The organism is Streptomyces sp. PL-29, from assembly GCF_058344425.1.
This window is the reverse complement of record NZ_CP136996.1, coordinates 3,397,102-3,415,166: the sequence shown is the minus strand read 5'-3', so window position 1 is coordinate 3,415,166 and position 18,065 is coordinate 3,397,102. Positions and strand designations below refer to the sequence as shown.

The following is an 18,065-nucleotide window of genomic DNA, read 5'->3' as shown; positions in this document are numbered from 1 at the left end:
CACACACGCGGAGGGTCCCCGGGCACATTGCCCGGGGACCCTCCGCGGAAGAACAGCCGAAGTCCAGGTGTCGACAGGACGTGCGGGGGTTCGACTAGCGCTCGACCTCGCCCTTGATGAACTTCTCGACGTTGGCCAGGGCCTCATCGTCGAAGTACTGGACCGGCGGGGACTTCATGAAGTAGCTGGACGCCGACAGGATCGGACCGCCGATACCCCGGTCCTTGGCGATCTTCGCGGCGCGCAGGGCGTCGATGATGACACCGGCGGAGTTCGGGGAGTCCCACACCTCAAGCTTGTACTCGAGGTTCAGCGGGACGTCGCCGAAGGCACGGCCCTCGAGGCGGACGTAGGCCCACTTGCGGTCGTCGAGCCACGCGACGTAGTCGGACGGGCCGATGTGGACGTTCTTGTCGCCCAGCTCGCGGTCGGGGATCTGCGAGGTGACGGCCTGCGTCTTCGAGATCTTCTTCGACTCGAGGCGCTCGCGCTCGAGCATGTTCTTGAAGTCCATGTTGCCGCCGACGTTGAGCTGCATGGTGCGCTCGAGACGGACACCGCGGTCTTCGAAGAGCTTCGCCATCACGCGGTGCGTGATGGTGGCGCCGACCTGCGACTTGATGTCGTCGCCGACGATCGGGACACCGGCCGCGGTGAACTTGTCGGCCCACTCCTTGGTGCCGGCGATGAAGACCGGGAGGGCGTTGACGAAGGCGACCTTGGCGTCGATGGCGCACTGCGCGTAGAACTTCGCCGCGTCCTCGGAACCGACCGGCAGGTAGCAGATCAGGACGTCGACCTCGCGGTCCTTGAGGACCTGGACGATGTCGACCGGGGCCTCAGCGGACTCCTCGATCGTCTGGCGGTAGTACTTGCCCAGACCGTCGTAGGTGTGGCCGCGCTGAACGGTCACACCGGCGTTCGGGACGTCGCAGATCTTGATGGTGTTGTTCTCGCTGGCGCCGATGGCGTCCGAGAGATCGAGGCCGACCTTCTTCGCGTCGACGTCGAACGCGGCGACGAACTCGATGTCACGCACGTGGTAGTCGCCGAACTGGACGTGCATCAGCCCGGGGACCTTGGACGCCGGGTCGGCGTCCTTGTAGTACTCGACGCCCTGCACCAGCGAGGCGGCGCAGTTGCCCACGCCGACGATGGCTACGCGAACCGAACCCATTCCGGTTGCTCCCTGTTTGTTCTCGGACGAGGTCTGCAAGCTGCAGTCCTCATTTTTCGGTTTCGTCGGACGGACCTGATCGTCTCCGATCGCGTCCCGCCCGCTCACTCTCGATGAGCTCGTTCAGCCAGCGCACTTCGCGCTCCACGGACTCCATGCCGTGCCGCTGCAGCTCAAGCGTGTAGTCGTCGAGGCGCTCCCGCGTCCGGGCGAGGGAGGCGCGCATCTTCTCCAGGCGCTCCTCCAGCCGGCTGCGGCGGCCCTCCAGCACTCGCATGCGCACGTCTCGTTCGGTCTGGCCGAAGAAGGCGAAGCGGGCGGCGAAGGACTCGTCCTCCCAGGTTTCGGGGCCCGTGTGGGAGAGGAGCTCCTCGAAGCGCTCCTTACCCGCGGCCGTCAACCGGTAGACGATCTTGGCGCGGCGCCCTGCGAGTGAAGCGGCGAGAGCGTCTTCCGGGGCGTTGCCCGGTTCTTCGATCAACCAGCCGTTGGCGACGAGCGTCTTGAGGCAGGGGTAGAGCGTCCCGTAGCTGAAGGCCCTGAACACTCCCAGCGAGGTGTTGAGCCGCTTGCGCAGCTCATAGCCGTGCATGGGGGATTCGCGGAGCAGTCCGAGGACGGCGAACTCGAGGATGCCGGAGCGTCTGCTCATCCGCCTGCCTCTCCTCCACCCCTGAGTCTTTATGTCGAGCTGATGTATCGACTCGATACATCCAGACGATAGAACGGGCCGGGTCCATCGACAAGGGGAGACATGGTGACCGGCATCACATCACCGATTCGCGCCGGGCAGGTTGCCTGATTTGGGGTGAACTTCGGCACTGGGTGGGTTTTGAGCCTGCGTAGTCTGTGCGCCATGACACCGGGGGGAACCGGAATTCATCTGCCGCTTCCAGGCCACTCGCCTGCCCGAGGAGTAGTCGTTCGATGAGCGAGCACCGCCGCAAACCGCCGCAACCGCAGGGCGGGGGGCGGGCTTCTGCCCGCCGCGCCGCCCAGCAGCACCCCGGCAGGGGTGCCGGACGTGACGTCCCCACCGCGTCACACAGCGGTCCGTACGCACAGCAGCCCGCCCGGGGCAGTCGCGCCGACGCCCGCCGGGCCGCGCAGAGAGGGTCTTCGGGCCGTGGCAGAGGCGGAGCAGGCAGCGCGCGCGGCGCCGGCCGCCAGGACAGGCGGCTGATCAACTACCCGCGGTCCGACCGGGACGGCTGGAAGCGCTTCGTCCCTTCCTGGAAGCTGGTGTCCGGAACCGCCCTGGGCTTCTTCGCGGTGATCATCGCCGGAGCCGGCATCGGCATCGCCATGGTGAGCACGCCGGACCCGAACAAGGCGGCCGAAGCGCAGAACAACGTCTTCTACTGGGCCGACGGCAGCCAGATGGTGGCCACGGGCGGTTCGATGAACCGGCAGATCGTCCCCATCTCGAGCATCCCCCGGTCGATGAGGGACGCCGTGATCGCGGCGGAGAACGAGTCCTTCGAGTCCGACAAGGGCGTGGACCCGATGGGTATCGCCCGCGCCGTGTGGAACATGGGCACGGGCGGCTCCACCCAGGGCGGCTCGACGATTACCCAGCAGTACGTGAAGAACACCTACCTGGACTCCGAGCAGACGCTCAAGCGGAAGGTCACCGAGCTCTTCATCGCGATCAGGCTGGGTGTCTCCGAAGAGAAGGACACGGTCCTCGCGGGATACCTCAACACCGCCTACTACGGCCGTGACGCCTACGGCATCCAGGCTGCGGCCCGCGCCTACTTCGGCAAGGACAGCCAGGACCTGAACCCCTCCGAGTGCGCCTTCCTGGCCGCCATGCTCAAGGGCCCCAACCTCTACAACCCGGACGGCGGCATCGGTGCCGCGGCCACTCCCGCCCTCAACGAGGACCGCGCCAGGAAGCGCTGGGCCTGGGTGCTGGACCGCGAGGTCGAGGTGGGCCGCATGGACCCGGCCGAGCGGGCTAAGTACACGCAGTTCCCCGAGCGCGTCGAGTCGGAGCAGGCCCGCGGCATGACCGGCCAGATCGGCTACCTGGTCGACACGGCCAAGGCGTACGTGATGAAGACCAAGGGCATCACCGTCGAGCAGATGGCCCTCGGCGGCTACCGGATCAAGACCACCTTCGAGAAGCCCAAGGTGGACGCCATGGCCAAGGCGGTGGAGGACATCCGCGCCGGGCTGATCGACGAGAAGAAGCGCCCCGACACCGACACCTTCGTACAGTTCGGCGCGGCCTCCGTGGACGTGAAGACCGGCGCGCTCGTGGCCCTGTACGGCGGCCCGGGCTGGGACCAGAAGTACTTCGCCAACAACGCCAACACCAGCGGTGTCCCGGTCGGCTCGACCTGGAAGCCGTACGTGCTGGCGGCGGCCATGGAGTACGGCACCCAGAACTCCAACGGCAAGGGCATCTCGGCCGACAGCAAGTACCAGGCGAACGACCTCACCGTCATCAACAACCGTGAGGGCAAGCCGCTGCGCGACGCCTCGGGCAAGCCCTTCAAGCAGAAGAACGAGAGCCCGACCCCCTTCGGGTACGTGACCCTCAACGAGGCGATGGAGAAGTCCATCAACGTTCCGTTCGCCCAGCTCGTCTTCGACGTCGGCCACGACAAGGTCAAGACCGTGGCGAAGTCCACGGGCATCCTGGAGGAGTCGATCAACCCCAACAACGACGCCTCCTTCGCCCTGGGCACCTCCACCCCCAGTGCCATCCGCATGGCCGACTCCTATGCGACCTTCGCCGCCTCCGGCACGCACCGCGAGCCGTATTCCGTGATCGCGGTCGAGAAGAACGGCGAGAAGCTGTCCGGCTTCGAGGCCCCCAAGGACCAGCGGGCCATGGACCACGCGGTCGCGGACAACATCACCAAGGTGCTGCAGAACGTCGTCGAGAACGGCACCGGCAAGAAGGCCAAGAAGCTGGGCAGGCCCGCGGCGGGCAAGACCGGTACCACGGACGAGAACAAGTCGGCCTGGTTCGTCGGGTACACCCCGGAGCTCTCCACCTCCGTGGTCCTCTTCCGCACCGACCCCAACTCGGCGGAGAAGAACCTGATCTCCATGAAGGGCGTGGGTGACATCCCCTCCCTCCACGGTGGCGACATCCCGGCCGAGATCTGGACCGAGTACATGGGGGAGGCCCTCAAGGGCACCCCGGTCAAGCGGTTCCCGGAGGCCGAGGACATCGGCGTCACGGCCGATTCGGCCGGCGCCCCCTCCCCCACCCCTGAGGCACCCGTGACGCCGTCCTCCTCCCCGTCCTCGGTCCCGCCGAGCACTCCGCCGCCCTCCCCGACGCCTTCCAAGGGCGGTGGCCGGCCGTGCAAGCCGTGGGAGCTGTACTGCGACCCGGACACCACGCGCGGCGGCACCAACGACGGCACCACCACCGGAAGCAGTACGGGCATCATCGGCGGGCCCAGCGGATCACCGTCCCCCTCGCCCAGTGCCAGACCGGGACGCCCGGGCGGCCTCACCGGATCGACCACCGGTACCGCCACGCAGTGATCGGCGGGCACCGCCCTCCGGTGAAGCCGAGGAAGGCCGTCGCACCCACTGTGCGGCGGCCTTCCCGCGTCCCCCGCCCGGTACGGCAGGATGACCCCCATGACCCAGGTGCACGAGGACCGCCCCGTACTGCCCACGCAGCAGGACGAGGTCGCCGCAGCCGGCAGTGAGCTGATCGGCGGCCCGCTCGGCCGCCACGCCCGCCTCGGCGGCCACTGGCTCGGACCGGTGCGCGTCGTGGCCCTCGTCGCCATCGGCATGTTCGCGCTCGGCATGGTGCAGAAGCTGCCCTGCTACGAGTGGGCCTGGTTCCGCGGGGCGTCCTCGCAGTACACCCACGCCTGCTATTCCGACATCCCGCATCTGTACGCGGTCCGCGGCTTCGCCGACAATCTGACTCCGTACTTCGACCGGCTCCCCGGCGACATGGAGTACCTGGAGTACCCGGTCCTCACGGGGCTCTTCATGGAGATCGCCTCCTGGCTGACTCCCGGCAGCGGTTCCATGCAGCACCGCGAGCAGATGTACTGGATGGCCAACGCGGGCATGCTGATGGCCTGTGCGGCGGTCATCGCCGTCTGCGTCGCCCGTACCCACCGCCGCCGGCCCTGGGACGCCCTGCTCTTCGCCCTCGCACCCGCTTTCGCCCTGACGGCGACGATCAACTGGGACCTGCTGGCCATCGCCCTGACCGCGGCCGGGATGCTCATGTGGTCCCGCGGCCGGACGGTCCTCTTCGGAGCCCTCATCGGCCTGGCCACCGCCGCCAAGCTGTACCCCGTCCTGCTGCTCGGCGTCCTGTTCGTGCTCTGCTGGCGGGCCGGCAAGTGGCGTTCATTCGGCGCGGCCACTGCCGCGGCGGCCGGAGCCTGGCTCGTGGTGAACGTTCCCGTCATGCTCTTCGCCTGGGAGGGCTGGACGAAGTTCTACACCTTCAGCCAGGAGCGGCCCATCGACTTCGGCTCCGTCTGGCTGCTGATCTCCCAGCGCTCGGGCAACCCCTTGCACGACGCCAACACGTATGCCACCGGGCTGACGCTCCTGCTGTGCGGGGCCATCGGCCTGCTCACGCTGACCGCCCCCCGCCGCCCCCGCTTCGCCCAGCTGGCCTTCCTCGTCGTCGCCGCGTTCATCCTCTGCAACAAGGTCTACTCGCCGCAGTACGTGCTGTGGCTCATCCCGCTCGCCGCGCTGGCCCGGCCGCGCTGGCGGGACTTCCTGATCTGGCAGGCCGGCGAGGTCGCCTACTTCCTCGGGATCTGGTTCTACCTCGCCTACATCAACAGCGGGGACAAGCACCAGGGCCTGCCCGTGGAGGGCTACCAGCTGGCGATCGCCGCCCACCTGCTGGCCACGCTGTACCTGTGCGCCGTCGTCGTCCGCGACATCCTGCTCCCTGAGCACGACGTCGTACGCCGGGACGGCTCGGACGACCCCTCCGGGGGCGTCCTGGACGGGGCGCCGGACGTGTTCGTGCTGTCGGACGCAGCGAGGGCGCCGCGCTACGCGGCGCCCTCGGAGGGACAGCGGGTCGACTGGGGCACCGGCCCCCGGGACTGAACGGGACGGCTCAGGCGTCGAGCATCCGGTCGAACTGCGTGGTGGTGTGGCGCAGGTGCGCCACCAGCTCGTCCCCGACCTTCGGCTCGGTCGCGTCGGCGGGCACGAACAGGATCGACACCTGCATGTGCGGCGGCTCGGCGAACCAGCGCTGCTTGCCCGCCCACACGAACGGCGAAAGGTTCCGGTTGACCGTGGCAAGGCCCGCCCGGGCGACGCCCTTGGCGCGCGGCATCACACCGTGCAGCGCCTTCGGGGCTTCCAGGCCCACACCGTGCGAGGTACCGCCGGCCACCACGACCAGCCAGCCGTCGGAGGCCGCCTTCTGCTGGCGGTAGCCGAACCGGTCCCCCTTGGCCACGCGCGTGACGTCGAGCACCGAGCCGCGGTACTCGGTGGCCTCGTGGTCGCCCAGCCACAGCCGGGTGCCGATCCGGGCCCGGAAGCGGGTCTGCGGGAACTGCTGCTGGAGCCGTGCCAGCTCCTCGGCCCGCAGGTGGCTCACGAACATGGTGTGCAGCGGCAGTCGGGCCGCGCGCAGCCGGTCCATCCAGCCGATGACCTCCTCCACGGCGTCCGAGCCGTCCGGGCGGTCCAGCGGCAGGTGCAGGGCGAAGCCCTCGAGGCGCACGTCCTCGATGGCGCTGTGCAGCTGGCCGAGGTCCTGTTCGGAGATTCCGTGGCGGCGCATCGAGCTCATGCACTCGATGACCACACGGGCGCCAACCAGGCTGCGGACGCCTTCCAGCGAGGACACCGAGCGGATGACGCGGTCCGGCAGGGGTACCGGCTCCTCGCCCCGGCGGAACGGGGTGAGGACGAGTAGGTCGCCGCCGAACCAGTCCTTGATGCTGGCCGCCTCGTACGTGGTGCCGACCGCGAGGAGGTCGGCACCCATCCGGGTCGCCTCTTCGCACAGCCGCTCGTGGCCGAAGCCGTAGCCGTTGCCCTTGCAGACCGGGACCAACCCGGGGAACTGGTCCTGGACCTGCTTCTGGTGCGCACGCCAGCGCGCGGTGTCGACGTAGAGCGTGAGCGCCATGCCCGTCCGGGACCTCTCCTGTGCAGCTGCCTGGTGCAGCGGGACTGTGTGGGGAAAGCGGGTGGATCTGGGGGTCGTCAGCGACGCGACATGTAGATGTCGAGCGCCTTGTGCAGCACCTTGTTCAGCGGGAAGTCCCACTCGCCGACGTACTCCACGGCTTCGCCGCCGGTACCGACCTTGAACTGGATCAAACCGAACAGGTGGTCGTTCTCGTCCAGCGTGTCAGAGATTCCGCGCAGGTCGTAGACGCTCGCACCGAGTGCGTACGCGTCGCGCAGCATCCGCCACTGCATCGCGTTCGAGGGCCGGACCTCACGCTTGTGGTTGGCGGACGCGCCGTAGGAGTACCAGACGTGCTGGCCGACGGTGAGCATCGTGGCCGCGGCCAGCGGCTCGCCCTCGTGCGTGGCGATGTACAGGCGCATCCGGTTGGGGTCCTCGGAGTTGAGGGCCGTCCACTGACGCTGGAAGTAGCTGAGGGGGCGCGGGCGGAACTTGTCGCGCTCGGCCGTGATCTCGTACAGGTGCTGCCAGGTCGGCAGGTCCTCGTAGCCGCCCTGGACGACCTCGACGCCGGCCTTCTCCGCCTTCTTGATGTTGCGGCGCCACAGCTGGTTGAAGCCCTTGAGGACGTCGTCCAGCGAGCGGTTGGCCAGCGGCACCTGGAAGACGTAGCGCGGCTGGACGTCGCCGAAGCCGGCGCCGCCGTCCTCGGCCTGCTGCCAGCCCATGCGGCGCAGCTTGTCGGATACCTCGAAGGCGCGCGGCTCGATGACCGAGGCCTCCACATCGCGCAGCCGCTTCACGTTCGGGTCCTGGATGCCCGCCTTGATGGCGGCCGCGTTCCAGCGCCGGATGACGACGGGCGGGCCCATCTTCACGGTGAAGGCGCCCTGCTGCTTGAGGTGGGCCAGCATCGGCTGGAGCCACTCCTCCAGGTTCGGGGCGTACCAGTTGATGACCGGCCCCTCGGGGAGGTACGCGAGATAGCGCTTCACCTTGGGCAGCTGGCGGTACAGCACGAGTGCCGCTCCGACGAGTTCCTCGGACTCGTTGAACCAACCGAGGTTCTCGGAACGCCACTCGTTCTTCACGTCGGCCCACGCCGGGACCTGGCAGTGGCTCGCCGAGGGCAGGCTCTGGAGGTAACCCAGATGCTGCTCTCGGCTGATGGTCCTCAGGGACAGGCTCATGCGGGGCGTCTCCTCGGCGGCTTCGCTGGCTATGGCGCGAAGCCTACTGCGACAGGGGCGCCACCCTTCTGGGGGACGGGCCGCAGGCCCGGGCCGGTGTGCCGCCGGCGCCCTGCCGAGGAGGTGCCCCGGTCGGCCCTGTCAGCCCCCGAAGAGGCCACCGTGGAACATACCGAGGTAGAAGCCGATGGCAGACGCGCCAAGGCCGATGATCAGCGCGAAGCGCTCGCGTGTCGTGACGGAGACGAACTGTCCGTACGCGCCGGTCAGGATGCCGATCAGTCCGGCCCACGAACTGATCAGGTGCAGGTTGTGGAAGAAGGCCGTGACGAACGCCACGGCGCCGAGGGTGAGGGTGACCGCCATCAGGGTGTCCTGCAGGGGATGGGGCTTTCCGTCGGTCGAGAGCAGGGAGATCTGAGGGGGCCGCATTGCCTGTGCCATCGGAAGGCACCTCCTGGCTGAAGCTGGCGGTGCTGCGGGCTGCCTCCGGCAGGGCGCCGAGGACATAGCACCGAGCACACCCGATGGATACAGATTGTGGACCTCTCCTGCCGGATTTCAACCGGAAGGACGCGAGCAGGTAGTCTGTACAGCTGCGCGGTGTCTGCTCTGTGGATGCCGTGCTCACGCATCACGACCCTCCTGCCACGGAACGACCGTGGCCGCTGAGTCCAAAGGAGGTGGGTTCCACATGCGTCACTACGAAGTGATGGTCATCCTCGACCCCGATCTCGAGGAGCGCGCTGTCTCCCCGCTGATCGAGAACTTCCTCTCCGTCGTCCGTGAGGGCAACGGAAAGGTCGAGAAGGTCGACACCTGGGGCCGTCGTCGTCTCGCTTACGAGATCAAGAAGAAGCCCGAGGGCATCTACTCGGTCATCGACCTCCAGGCCGAGCCTGCGGTCGTCAAGGAGCTTGACCGACAGATGAACCTGAACGAGTCGGTTCTCCGGACCAAGGTCCTTCGCCCCGAGACCCACTGAACTTCGGTTCAGCGGTAACCGGGAACGAGTAGCACAGCAGCCCAGCAGCAATCCCCGCCGAGAGGTTCATCCATGGCAGGCGAGACCGTCATCACGGTCGTCGGCAATCTCGTCGACGACCCCGAGCTGCGCTTCACCCCCTCGGGTGCGGCGGTCGCGAAGTTCCGTGTCGCGTCCACCCCCCGCACCTTCGACCGTCAGACCAATGAGTGGAAGGACGGCGAGAGCCTGTTCCTGACCTGCTCGGTGTGGCGGCAGGCGGCGGAGAACGTCGCCGAGTCCCTTCAGCGAGGCATGCGCGTCATCGTGCAGGGTCGGCTGAAGCAGCGGTCGTACGAGGACCGTGAGGGTGTCAAGCGCACGGTCTACGAGCTGGACGTCGAGGAAGTCGGCCCCAGCCTGAAGAACGCCACGGCCAAGGTCGCCAAGACCACCGGTCGCGGTGGCCAGGGTGGATACGGCGGCGGCGGTCAGCAGCAGGGTGGCGGCGGCTGGGGCGGAGCCCCCAGCGGCGGCCAGCAGGGCGGCGGAGCTCCCTCCGACGACCCGTGGGCCTCCAGCGCGCCGGCCGGTGGCCAGCAGCAGGGCGGCGGCGGGGGCGGCTGGGGCGGAAGCTCCGGCGGCTCCGGCGGTGGCTACTCGGACGAGCCGCCCTTCTAGGGCAGCTCCATCCAAACTTCTTGATCACACAGGAGAGACACAATGGCGAAGCCGCCTGTGCGCAAGCCTAAGAAGAAGGTCTGCGCGTTCTGCAAGGACAAGACCGCGTACGTGGACTACAAGGACACGAACATGCTGCGGAAGTTCATTTCCGACCGCGGCAAGATCCGTGCCCGCCGCGTCACCGGCAACTGCACGCAGCACCAGCGTGACGTCGCCACGGCCGTCAAGAACAGCCGTGAGATGGCGCTGCTGCCCTACACGTCCACCGCGCGATAAGGAAAGGGTGACCGACTAATGAAGATCATCCTGACCCACGAGGTCTCTGGCCTCGGTGCCGCCGGCGATGTCGTCGACGTCAAGGACGGTTACGCTCGCAACTACCTGGTCCCGCGTGGTTTCGCGATCCGCTGGACCAAGGGTGGCGAGAAGGACGTGGCGCAGATCCGCCGCGCCCGCAAGATCCACGAGATCGCGACCATCGAGCAGGCCAACGAGGTCAAGGCCAAGCTCGAGGGTGTGAAGGTCCGTCTGGCCACCCGCGCGGGTGACGCCGGTCGTCTCTTCGGCTCCGTGACCCCGGCCGACATCGCCACGGCGATCGAGGCTTCCGGTGGCCCGAAGGTCGACAAGCGCCGCGTTGAGCTGGGCTCCCCGATCAAGACCCTCGGTTCGTACCAGGTCTCCGTGCGTCTGCACGCCGACGTGGCCGCGAACGTGGGCATCGAGGTCGTCGCCGCCTAAGGGCTGCACGTGATGGGCCGCACCCCGATCGGGGTGCGGCCCATCACCGTTCCCGGAGGTTCTCGGGGCGTGCTGGCAGGCATGTTTCACGTGAAACATGCCAACCGGCGCCGCGCTCCCTCACGCCCAGCGCTGTCCACGTGAAACAGCTATCGGGTGGCACCCGCGATCGCCCATCGTCCAGAGCGGGCACGCAGCTGAAGGGTGACCATCCGGACCAGCATCATCAGGGTCATGGCCCACCACAGTGCCGTCAGGCTGCCCCCCAGGACCGGGACCAGCAGCGCGACCGGGGCGAACACGGCCAGCGTCACCATCATGGCCCGGGCCAGGTAACCTCCGTCGCCCGCGCCCATCAGGACCCCGTCCAGCACGAAGACGATGCCGGACACGGGCTGGGAGAGGGCTACGACCACCAGGGCGGGCAGTAGGGCCTGCTCCACGGCCGGGTCGCTGGTGAACAGGGGGATGAACACGGGCCGGGCCAGGACCACCAGCAGGCCGAGCACGATGCCCGTAGCGATACCCCACTGGACCATCCGGCGGCAGACGGCCTTCGCGCCGTCCGTGTCACCCGAGCCCAGGTAGCGGCCGATGATCGCCTGTCCGGCGATCGCAATGGCGTCCAGGGCGAAAGCGAGCAGGCTCCACAGGGAGAGCAGGATCTGGTGCGCCGCGACGTCGGCGTCGCCGAGCCGAGCGGCCACGGCGGTCGCGATCATGAGGCTGGCGCGCAGGGACAGGGTGCGCACCAGGAGCGGGGTCCCGGCCCGCGCACAGGCACGGATGCCGGAGGCGTCGGGCCGCAGGGATGCACCGTGTCGGCGGGCCCCGCGGACGACCACGAAAAGATAGGCAGCCGCCATGCCGCACTGAGCCAGGACGGTGCCCCAGGCGGAGCCGGCGATACCGAGCCCCGCGCCGTAGACCAGTGCGGCGTTCAGGCCCGCGTTGAGGGCGAAGCCCCCGACGGCGACGTAGAGCGGTGTGCGGGTGTCCTGGAGGCCTCGGATGACCCCGGTGGCGGCCAGCACCACGAGCATGCCCGGGATTCCGAGGGCGGAGATCCGCAGATACGTGATCGCGTGCGGGGCGACTCCGTCCGAGGCTCCGAGGAGGGAGATCAGCGAGGGTGCGGCCGGCAGCATCACGGCGATGACGGTGATGCCGAGCAGAAGGGCCAGCCAGATGCCGTCCATGCCCTGCCGGATGGCCGCCGACAGATCTCCGGCACCGACGCGGCGGGAGACGGCCGCGGTGGTCGCGTAGGCGAGGAAGACGAATACGCTCACGGCTGTGGTGAGCAATGCGGCGGCGATGCCGAGGCCGGCCAGCTGGGATGTGCCGAGGTGCCCCACGATGGCGCTGTCGGCCATCACGAAGAGGGGCTCGGCCACGAGGGCGCCGAAGGCGGGAACGGCCAGTGCGAGGATCTCGCGGTCGTGCCGTCTCGGCCCCGCCGTGGGTGCTGCGAGGGCCTGTGTCATGCGCCCAATCTAATCTTCCACAGGTAACGGATGCAACCGCCAGTTGCTCCTTACCTGGGAGTTGGCTTGGGCGTTCTTCCCGCCTCGTCCGAGGTGTTCTGGAAACCCCGCCGAAGATTTTTCCCCCACCCTGTCGGTGGACGGTGAAATCGCAGCTCAGGCTGGGTATCCGGGTGGCCCGGGTGATTTTGTCCACAGCGTCGTCCCCCGGTCCGTGCACAGCTTGGGGGGAGTTACCCACAGCATTGGAGCCGTCATCCACATCTCATCCACAGGGCCTGTGGATAACAAGATTGGCTGACGCCGCTCCCGGCCCTACCGTGGTGCGTTGCCCGACTCGCCGACAGCCGATTCGGGTGCCCCAAATGTCAGAGCCGTGTCGTAGAAAGAGTTGCACGGCGAGGTCCGCGTTGCGGACGGGAGGAGGCGGCCCGGTGAGCATGCCCGAGCCCATGGACGACCCCTGGGCCGACAGCGGTCCGAGTGACCGTCTGCCCGCCCGCCCGCGCCGCAACAGCGAGGGCCGGGGCCGCGGCGACGAGCAGCACGACAGGGGCCGCGAAGGCGGCTCCTGGGACGGTGGCGGCGGTGGCTTCGAGCGTGTCCCTCCGCAGGACCTCGACGCCGAGCAGTCGGTGCTCGGCGGCATGCTCCTCTCCAAGGACGCCATCGCCGATGTCGTCGAGGTCCTCAAGGGCCACGACTTCTACCGGCCCTCGCACGAGACGATCTACCAGGCCATCCTCGACCTGTACGCCAAGGGAGAGCCGGCCGACCCGATCACTGTGGGCGCCGAGCTCACCCGGCGGGGTGAGATCAGCAAGGTGGGCGGGGCCTCCTACCTGCACACGCTGGTCCAGTCCGTGCCGACGGCGGCGAACGCCGAGTACTACGCGGAAATCGTCCACGAGCGGGCCGTCCTGCGCCGCCTCGTTGCCGCCGGGACGAAGATCACGCAGATGGGCTACGCGGCCGACGGTGATGTCGATGAGATTGTCAACAGTGCCCAGGCCGAGATCTACGCAGTCACCGAGCAGCGGACCTCCGAGGACTACCTGCCGCTCGGCGACATCATGGAGGGCGCGCTCGACGAGATCGAGGCCATCGGCTCGCGCAGCGGCCAGATGTCGGGGGTGCCCACCGGTTTCACCGACCTGGACTCCCTGACCAACGGCCTGCACCCCGGCCAGATGATCGTCATCGCCGCACGTCCGGCCATGGGCAAGTCCACCCTCGCGCTGGACTTTGCCCGGGCCTGCTCCATCAAGAGCAACCTGCCCAGCGTGATCTTCTCGCTCGAAATGGGGCGCAACGAGATCGCCATGCGCCTCCTGTCGGCGGAGGCCAGAGTCGCGCTGCACCACATGCGTTCGGGCACGATGACGGACGATGACTGGACCCGGCTGGCCCGCCGGATGCCGGACGTCTCGGCCGCCCCCCTGTACATCGACGACTCCCCCAACCTGTCGATGATGGAGATCCGGGCCAAGTGCCGTCGGCTCAAGCAGCGCAACGATCTCTCACTCGTGGTCATCGACTACCTCCAGCTGATGCAGTCGGGCGGCTCGCGCCGTCCCGAGAGCCGTCAGCAGGAGGTCTCGGACATGTCCCGAAACCTGAAGCTGCTGGCGAAGGAGCTTGAGGTCCCGGTGATCGCGCTCTCCCAGCTGAACCGTGGTCCGGAGCAGCGGACCGACAAGAAGCCGATGGTCTCCGACCTGCGTGAGTCGGGTTCCATCGAGCAGGACGCCGACATGGTGATCCTGCTGCATCGCGAAGACGCCTACGAGAAGGAGTCCCCTCGCGCCGGTGAGGCCGACCTGATCGTGGCCAAGCACCGTAACGGCCCCACCGCGACGATCACGGTGGCCTTCCAGGGCCACTATTCGCGCTTCGTGGACATGGCCAACACGTAGCATCCGATCATGGATGAGCTTGCCGAGGACTGTGAACTGCTCCCCGCCACCCGGCGTGCGCTGAGGCACCGGATCGCCGTCGCCCAGAGCGCGGGGCGAGCACCGTCCGTCGTGGCGGCCGTACTGCGTGGTGGGGAGGTGGTCTGGGAGGGCTCCCGGACCTCCGTCGCGGGGCACGGCCCGGACGGGAACGTCCAGTACCGGATCGGGTCGATCAGCAAGACCTTCACGGCCGTTCTCGTCATGCGCCTTCGGGACGAAGGGCTGCTCAGGCTCGAGGACCCGCTGGAGAAGCACCTCCCGGGGACCTCCGTCGGCCGGGTGACCATCGCCCAGCTGCTGGCCCACACCGGCGGGCTGGCCGCGGAGACCCCCGGCGAGTGGTGGGAGCGGACCCCCGGCGCGCTGCGGCCCGAACTCGCCGACGTGCTGGGTGAGGAGCCCTTCAAGCTCACCCCGGGCAGCAGGCACCACTACTCCAACCCCGGCTACACCCTGCTGGGTTCGCTGGTGGAGGCGCTGCGGGGCAGGCCCTGGGAAGAGGTGCTGCGGGCCGAGGTGCTGGAGCCCCTCGGCCTGGATCGTACGAGCGGACTGCCTCAGGCCCCGCACGCGGGCGGCTGGGCCGTGCACCCGTGGGCCGACGTGATGATGCCGGAACCGCTTGAGGACCTGGGGCTGATGGCCGCGGCGGGTCAGCTATGGTCCACGACGCGGGATCTCGCGCGATTCGCCGGCTTCCTGCTGCACGGTGACGAGCGGGTGCTCGGCGCGGAGTCCGTACAGGAGATGCGCCGGCCGGCGGCGCCCCCCGAGCCCGGGTTCGCCGATCTCGGCTACGGGCTCGGGATGCAGTTGATGGCCCAGGGCGCGCGCAGGCTCGTGGGACACAGCGGCTCGCTGCCCGGGTTCGTCGCGGGGCTGTGGCTGAGCGAGGCAGACGACGTGGCGGCGGTGGTGCTGGCCAACTGCACGTCGGGGCTGCCGGCCGCGGCCGTCGCCGCCGATCTCGTCGGGATCGTGGCGGATGCCGAGCCCCCGTTCCCGCGGCCGTGGCGGCCCTTCCGGGAAGCCGATCAGGTGCCCCTCGAGTTGTGCGGCCCCTGGTACTGGGGAACCGCGGCACACGTGGTGCGGTTGATTGCGGACGGTTCGCTGGAACTGGGGCCGGTCGGGGTGACGGGCCGTACGGCCCTGTTCCGGTCCGAGCCAGACGGCACCTGGACCGGCTTGTCCGGGTACTACGCAGGCGAGACGCTGCGGGCGGTGCGCCGCGAGGACGGCTCGGTCAGCCACCTCGATCTGGCCTCCTTCGTGTTCACGAGGGAGCCCTACGACCCCGCCGCCCCGGTGCCCGGCGGGGTCGACCCGCAGGGTTGGCGCGGCGTCGGCTGACAGCGCGGTGACCTGCCTCAGGCGACGAATTCACGTTCCAGTGGAGTTCGCAAGCGCGGGGTGACCCGGGCCTCGCCCACCCAGACGGCCAGGCGGGAGACGAGGACTCATCCTCCCGTTCGTAGGCCGGACCGTCGACCTGTGGGCCCGGCCTACGGCGCGGCCTTCAGAGCTGGAGCTTGAACCCGAGGTGCGAGGCGGTGAACCCGAGCCGTTCGTAGAAGCGGTGGGCGTCGGTCCGGGTCGCGTCCGACGTGAGTTGTACGAGCGTGCACTGCTCGGCACGGGACTTCTCGATCGCCCACTCGATGAACCGCGTGCCCAGTCCACTGCCGCGCTCGTCCGCGTGGACGCGGACGCCTTCGATGATGGCGCGGGTGGCTCCCTTGCGTGAGAGGCCGGGCACGACCGTCAGCTGGAGGGTGCCCACGACGCGGTCGTCCCGTACGGCGACGACCACGTGCTGGTTGGGGTCGTCGGAAAGGCGCTTCAGGGCCGTCCGGTAGGGGGTGAGGTCCTCCGGGGACTCGCGGGTGGCGCCGAGCGGGTCATCGGCCAGCATGGCGACGATGGCGGGCAGATCGGCTTCGGTGGCGGGCCGGATCGCCGGTTCGGGGGTGTCGGTCACGATAGGGGGTCCTTTCTCAGCCCGCGGCCACGGTCAGCGGTGCCCAACGGCGGGTCCAGTCGCCGGGGAGGTCGGCGAGGTTCCGGGCCATGACGGCGTTGAAGGCGACGGATTCCAGGCCGCGTTCCTTGAGCCAGGCGAGGAGCTCCTCGTGCCGCACGTCGACATCGGTGCGCAGCGGGCGGTCCGTGCCTCTGGCAAGCCCGGCGGCCAAGGACTTGGCGGTGTCGGTGTCTCGGGCGATCAGCGGGCCGATGACATGGGTGTGCATGTTGGGCCAGGCCGCGGCGTATCCCGTGAGTGCGCCCTCCGCGCGGGAGTCCTCGGCGACGAGCAGTTGGTCGGCGAAGGCCGGGAGCCGCGTGATCATGTGTGTGCGGTCGGCGCCGAAGACCTCGGCGTCCAGGCGCAGGATGTGCGCGAGGTCTTCCGCGACCGCTCGCCGGATCCGAGTGGTGCTCTGTGTGTCAGAGCTTTCTTCCTCCCGGAAGGTCCCCACCAGCATCTCGGCGCGGCCTGTGGTTTTGAATCCCAGCTCCTCGTACAGCGGGCGTCCATAGGGGGTGGCGTGGAGGGTGAGGGGAACGCCCTTGAGCACGTTGTTGCAGACATGGGTCATCAAGGCGCGCCCCAGGCCTTGACGGGCGTAGCGGTCGGCCACGAGAACCATGCCGATGGCAGCGAGTCCGGGGCCTGAGGCGAGACTGCCGTACCGGGTGACGATGCAGGCGGCGGCGAGGCCCTGGCCGTCTGGGGCGTCGACGCCGTAGCCGTTGCCTGCCGCCAGAAGCAGTCCCCACTTGTGGTCTTCGCGGAGCCAGCCACGATCTTCGGACAGGTCGGCGCAACGGTGGAGATCGTCCACGTGCAGCGCCCGGATCGGCAGATCGGTGATGTGTGGTGGTGTCACCGGGCCAGACTGGATCATGAGCTGGGAGTCGTCCAGAGGATTTGGGGACGATGTTTCACGTGAAACCTGACGACCGGGAATCCTGCACCGGGCGACGTTTCACGTGAAACGCGGTGTTTCACGTGAAACGAACCCACTAGCCTCGATGCCTATGACGCGCCTGCACCTCTTCGACCTCGATGGAACGCTGATGTACGGCTCGGCGGCTCCCGTGGAGATCTCCCGTCAGCTGGGTGTGAGTGCCGAGATCGCCATGCTGGAGCGGGCCTTCTCCGCGCGCGAGATCGGGCCCCACCAGTTCTCGGTTGCCGTGCACGCGCTGTGGGCCGAGCTGACGCCGGAGCACGTCAGGGCGGCGTTCGACGGGGCTCCCTGGCTCGCCGGGATCCGGGATGTCTGGCAGGAGATCCGGCAGCGCGGAGAGTACTGCGCGGTGGTCTCCCTTTCGCCGTCGTTCTTCGTGGAACTTCTGCTGGAGTGGGGCGCGGATGCCGCCCATGGGTCGGTCTTCCCGGAAGTGCCGTTCACCCGGCCCGTGGAGGAGGCCGGGATTCTGACGCCCGAAGGCAAGGTCATGGTGGCCGACCGGCTGTGCGCGCAGTTCGGCGTGACGCGGGGCGACTGCGTGGCGTACGGGGACTCCGGGACCGACATCCACCTCTTCGAGGCGGTGTCCGTTTCGGTGGCGGTCAACGCGCGGCCGCATCTGGCCGCTCGTGCGACCCATGTCTATGAAGGGCGGGATCTGCGGGAGGTATACCAGCTGGTGGCTTTGGCACGCCCGGGAGTTGACGCATCTTAGGAGGAAAGTGGGTTCGAATCGCGGATTTTCTGCGTTTCCCCGCAGGCCTCCGA

Annotated in this window: 17 protein-coding genes; 9 read left to right on the top strand and 8 right to left on the bottom strand. The window is 68.5% G+C overall.

Features of this window, described 5'->3' with window-relative positions; all coding sequences use genetic code 11:
- Positions 1–94: 94 nt before the first annotated feature.
- Both R4Z63_RS15635 and R4Z63_RS15630 read right to left on the bottom strand, forming a co-directional pair.
- A complete protein-coding gene (locus R4Z63_RS15635; protein WP_037920370.1) occupies positions 95–1,177 on the bottom strand; it encodes an inositol-3-phosphate synthase in 1,083 nt (360 codons plus the stop codon).
- Between the two features lie 49 nt (positions 1,178–1,226).
- Positions 1,227–1,829 carry a PadR family transcriptional regulator gene (locus tag R4Z63_RS15630; protein ID WP_030839336.1) on the bottom strand — a complete coding sequence of 201 codons (603 nt, stop codon included), beginning with the start codon at positions 1,827–1,829 and terminating at the stop codon, positions 1,227–1,229.
- A gap of 275 nt (positions 1,830–2,104) precedes the next feature.
- Here R4Z63_RS15630 and R4Z63_RS15625 point away from each other — a divergent pair, with 275 nt between their 5' ends.
- Entirely contained in the window at positions 2,105–4,687 is a 2,583-nt protein-coding gene (locus R4Z63_RS15625; RefSeq protein WP_384449057.1) for a transglycosylase domain-containing protein, read from the top strand.
- A 99-nt stretch (positions 4,688–4,786) separates the two neighbouring features.
- Positions 4,787–6,247, top strand: a complete 1,461-nt coding sequence (locus R4Z63_RS15620; RefSeq protein WP_384449054.1) for a glycosyltransferase family 87 protein — start codon at positions 4,787–4,789, stop codon at positions 6,245–6,247.
- 10 nt (positions 6,248–6,257) lie between these two features.
- Here the strand turns inward: R4Z63_RS15620 and R4Z63_RS15615 are convergent, their stop codons facing one another.
- The 3 genes from R4Z63_RS15615 to R4Z63_RS15605 form a co-directional block, all read right to left on the bottom strand.
- On the bottom strand, positions 6,258–7,289 hold the full coding sequence (locus R4Z63_RS15615) for an alanine racemase (RefSeq protein WP_037920364.1): 1,032 nt from the start codon (positions 7,287–7,289) through the stop codon (positions 6,258–6,260).
- 77 nt (positions 7,290–7,366) lie between these two features.
- Complete coding sequence (locus tag R4Z63_RS15610) at positions 7,367–8,485, bottom strand: lipid II:glycine glycyltransferase FemX (protein WP_037920360.1); 1,119 nt, start codon at positions 8,483–8,485, stop codon at positions 7,367–7,369.
- Between the two features lie 141 nt (positions 8,486–8,626).
- Positions 8,627–8,929 (bottom strand): hypothetical protein, encoded by a 303-nt coding sequence (locus R4Z63_RS15605; protein WP_030008388.1) that lies wholly within the window; start codon positions 8,927–8,929, stop codon positions 8,627–8,629.
- 250 nt (positions 8,930–9,179) lie between these two features.
- Between R4Z63_RS15605 and rpsF the strand changes: the two genes are divergently transcribed.
- The 4 genes from rpsF (at position 9,180) to rplI (ending at position 10,874) form a co-directional block, all read left to right on the top strand.
- Entirely contained in the window at positions 9,180–9,470 is a 291-nt protein-coding gene (gene rpsF, locus R4Z63_RS15600) for a 30S ribosomal protein S6 (protein WP_004950685.1), read from the top strand.
- 72 nt (positions 9,471–9,542) lie between these two features.
- Positions 9,543–10,130: a single-stranded DNA-binding protein gene (locus tag R4Z63_RS15595; protein WP_037920357.1), complete on the top strand. Its 588-nt coding sequence runs from the start codon at positions 9,543–9,545 to the stop codon at positions 10,128–10,130.
- 42 nt (positions 10,131–10,172) lie between these two features.
- On the top strand, positions 10,173–10,409 hold the full coding sequence (rpsR, locus tag R4Z63_RS15590) for a 30S ribosomal protein S18 (protein ID WP_005315025.1): 237 nt from the start codon (positions 10,173–10,175) through the stop codon (positions 10,407–10,409).
- Positions 10,410–10,427: 18 nt separating this feature from the next.
- Positions 10,428–10,874, top strand: coding sequence for a 50S ribosomal protein L9 (rplI, locus tag R4Z63_RS15585; RefSeq protein ID WP_031156063.1), 447 nt, complete (start codon positions 10,428–10,430; stop codon positions 10,872–10,874).
- 149 nt (positions 10,875–11,023) lie between these two features.
- Here rplI and R4Z63_RS15580 read toward each other — a convergent pair whose 3' ends face one another.
- A complete protein-coding gene (locus tag R4Z63_RS15580) occupies positions 11,024–12,361 on the bottom strand; it encodes an MATE family efflux transporter (protein ID WP_384449046.1) in 1,338 nt (445 codons plus the stop codon).
- A 452-nt stretch (positions 12,362–12,813) separates the two neighbouring features.
- Between R4Z63_RS15580 and dnaB the strand changes: the two genes are divergently transcribed.
- Complete coding sequence (dnaB, locus tag R4Z63_RS15575) at positions 12,814–14,277, top strand: replicative DNA helicase (protein WP_031156067.1); 1,464 nt, start codon at positions 12,814–12,816, stop codon at positions 14,275–14,277.
- Positions 14,278–14,286: 9 nt separating this feature from the next.
- Positions 14,287–15,672: a serine hydrolase domain-containing protein gene (locus tag R4Z63_RS15570; RefSeq protein WP_384449043.1), complete on the top strand. Its 1,386-nt coding sequence runs from the start codon at positions 14,287–14,289 to the stop codon at positions 15,670–15,672.
- Positions 15,673–15,838: 166 nt separating this feature from the next.
- On the opposite strand, the gene R4Z63_RS15565 is transcribed toward R4Z63_RS15570, so the two are convergent.
- Together R4Z63_RS15565 and R4Z63_RS15560 are read right to left on the bottom strand one after the other, a co-directional pair.
- On the bottom strand, positions 15,839–16,300 hold the full coding sequence (locus R4Z63_RS15565; protein WP_037920350.1) for a GNAT family N-acetyltransferase: 462 nt from the start codon (positions 16,298–16,300) through the stop codon (positions 15,839–15,841).
- A gap of 16 nt (positions 16,301–16,316) precedes the next feature.
- The gene (locus tag R4Z63_RS15560; protein ID WP_384449039.1) at positions 16,317–17,210 is read right to left on the bottom strand and encodes a GNAT family N-acetyltransferase; all 894 of its coding nucleotides are present in this window, start codon (positions 17,208–17,210) and stop codon (positions 16,317–16,319) included.
- 151 nt (positions 17,211–17,361) lie between these two features.
- Here R4Z63_RS15560 and R4Z63_RS15555 point away from each other — a divergent pair, with 151 nt between their 5' ends.
- Entirely contained in the window at positions 17,362–18,012 is a 651-nt protein-coding gene (locus R4Z63_RS15555) for an HAD family hydrolase (protein WP_037920345.1), read from the top strand.
- The last annotated feature ends 53 nt before the right edge of the window (positions 18,013–18,065 follow it).

Bases quoted from the DNA above. Each gene is read 5' to 3' on its own strand.
- R4Z63_RS15580 (WP_384449046.1), bottom strand. From the start codon at position 12,361: ATGACACAGGCCCTCGCAGCACCCACGGCGGGGCCGAGACGGCACGAC.
- rpsR (WP_005315025.1), top strand. From the start codon at position 10,173: ATGGCGAAGCCGCCTGTGCGCAAGCCTAAGAAGAAGGTCTGCGCGTTC.
- dnaB (WP_031156067.1), top strand. From the start codon at position 12,814: ATGGACGACCCCTGGGCCGACAGCGGTCCGAGTGACCGTCTGCCCGCC.
- R4Z63_RS15625 (WP_384449057.1), top strand. From the start codon at position 2,105: ATGAGCGAGCACCGCCGCAAACCGCCGCAACCGCAGGGCGGGGGGCGG.
- R4Z63_RS15630 (WP_030839336.1), bottom strand. From the start codon at position 1,829: ATGAGCAGACGCTCCGGCATCCTCGAGTTCGCCGTCCTCGGACTGCTC.
- R4Z63_RS15615 (WP_037920364.1), bottom strand. From the start codon at position 7,289: ATGGCGCTCACGCTCTACGTCGACACCGCGCGCTGGCGTGCGCACCAG.
- R4Z63_RS15570 (WP_384449043.1), top strand. From the start codon at position 14,287: ATGGATGAGCTTGCCGAGGACTGTGAACTGCTCCCCGCCACCCGGCGT.
- R4Z63_RS15595 (WP_037920357.1), top strand. From the start codon at position 9,543: ATGGCAGGCGAGACCGTCATCACGGTCGTCGGCAATCTCGTCGACGAC.
- rpsF (WP_004950685.1), top strand. From the start codon at position 9,180: ATGCGTCACTACGAAGTGATGGTCATCCTCGACCCCGATCTCGAGGAG.
- R4Z63_RS15605 (WP_030008388.1), bottom strand. From the start codon at position 8,929: ATGGCACAGGCAATGCGGCCCCCTCAGATCTCCCTGCTCTCGACCGAC.
- R4Z63_RS15635 (WP_037920370.1), bottom strand. From the start codon at position 1,177: ATGGGTTCGGTTCGCGTAGCCATCGTCGGCGTGGGCAACTGCGCCGCC.
- R4Z63_RS15610 (WP_037920360.1), bottom strand. From the start codon at position 8,485: ATGAGCCTGTCCCTGAGGACCATCAGCCGAGAGCAGCATCTGGGTTAC.
- R4Z63_RS15620 (WP_384449054.1), top strand. From the start codon at position 4,787: ATGACCCAGGTGCACGAGGACCGCCCCGTACTGCCCACGCAGCAGGAC.
- R4Z63_RS15555 (WP_037920345.1), top strand. From the start codon at position 17,362: ATGACGCGCCTGCACCTCTTCGACCTCGATGGAACGCTGATGTACGGC.
- rplI (WP_031156063.1), top strand. From the start codon at position 10,428: ATGAAGATCATCCTGACCCACGAGGTCTCTGGCCTCGGTGCCGCCGGC.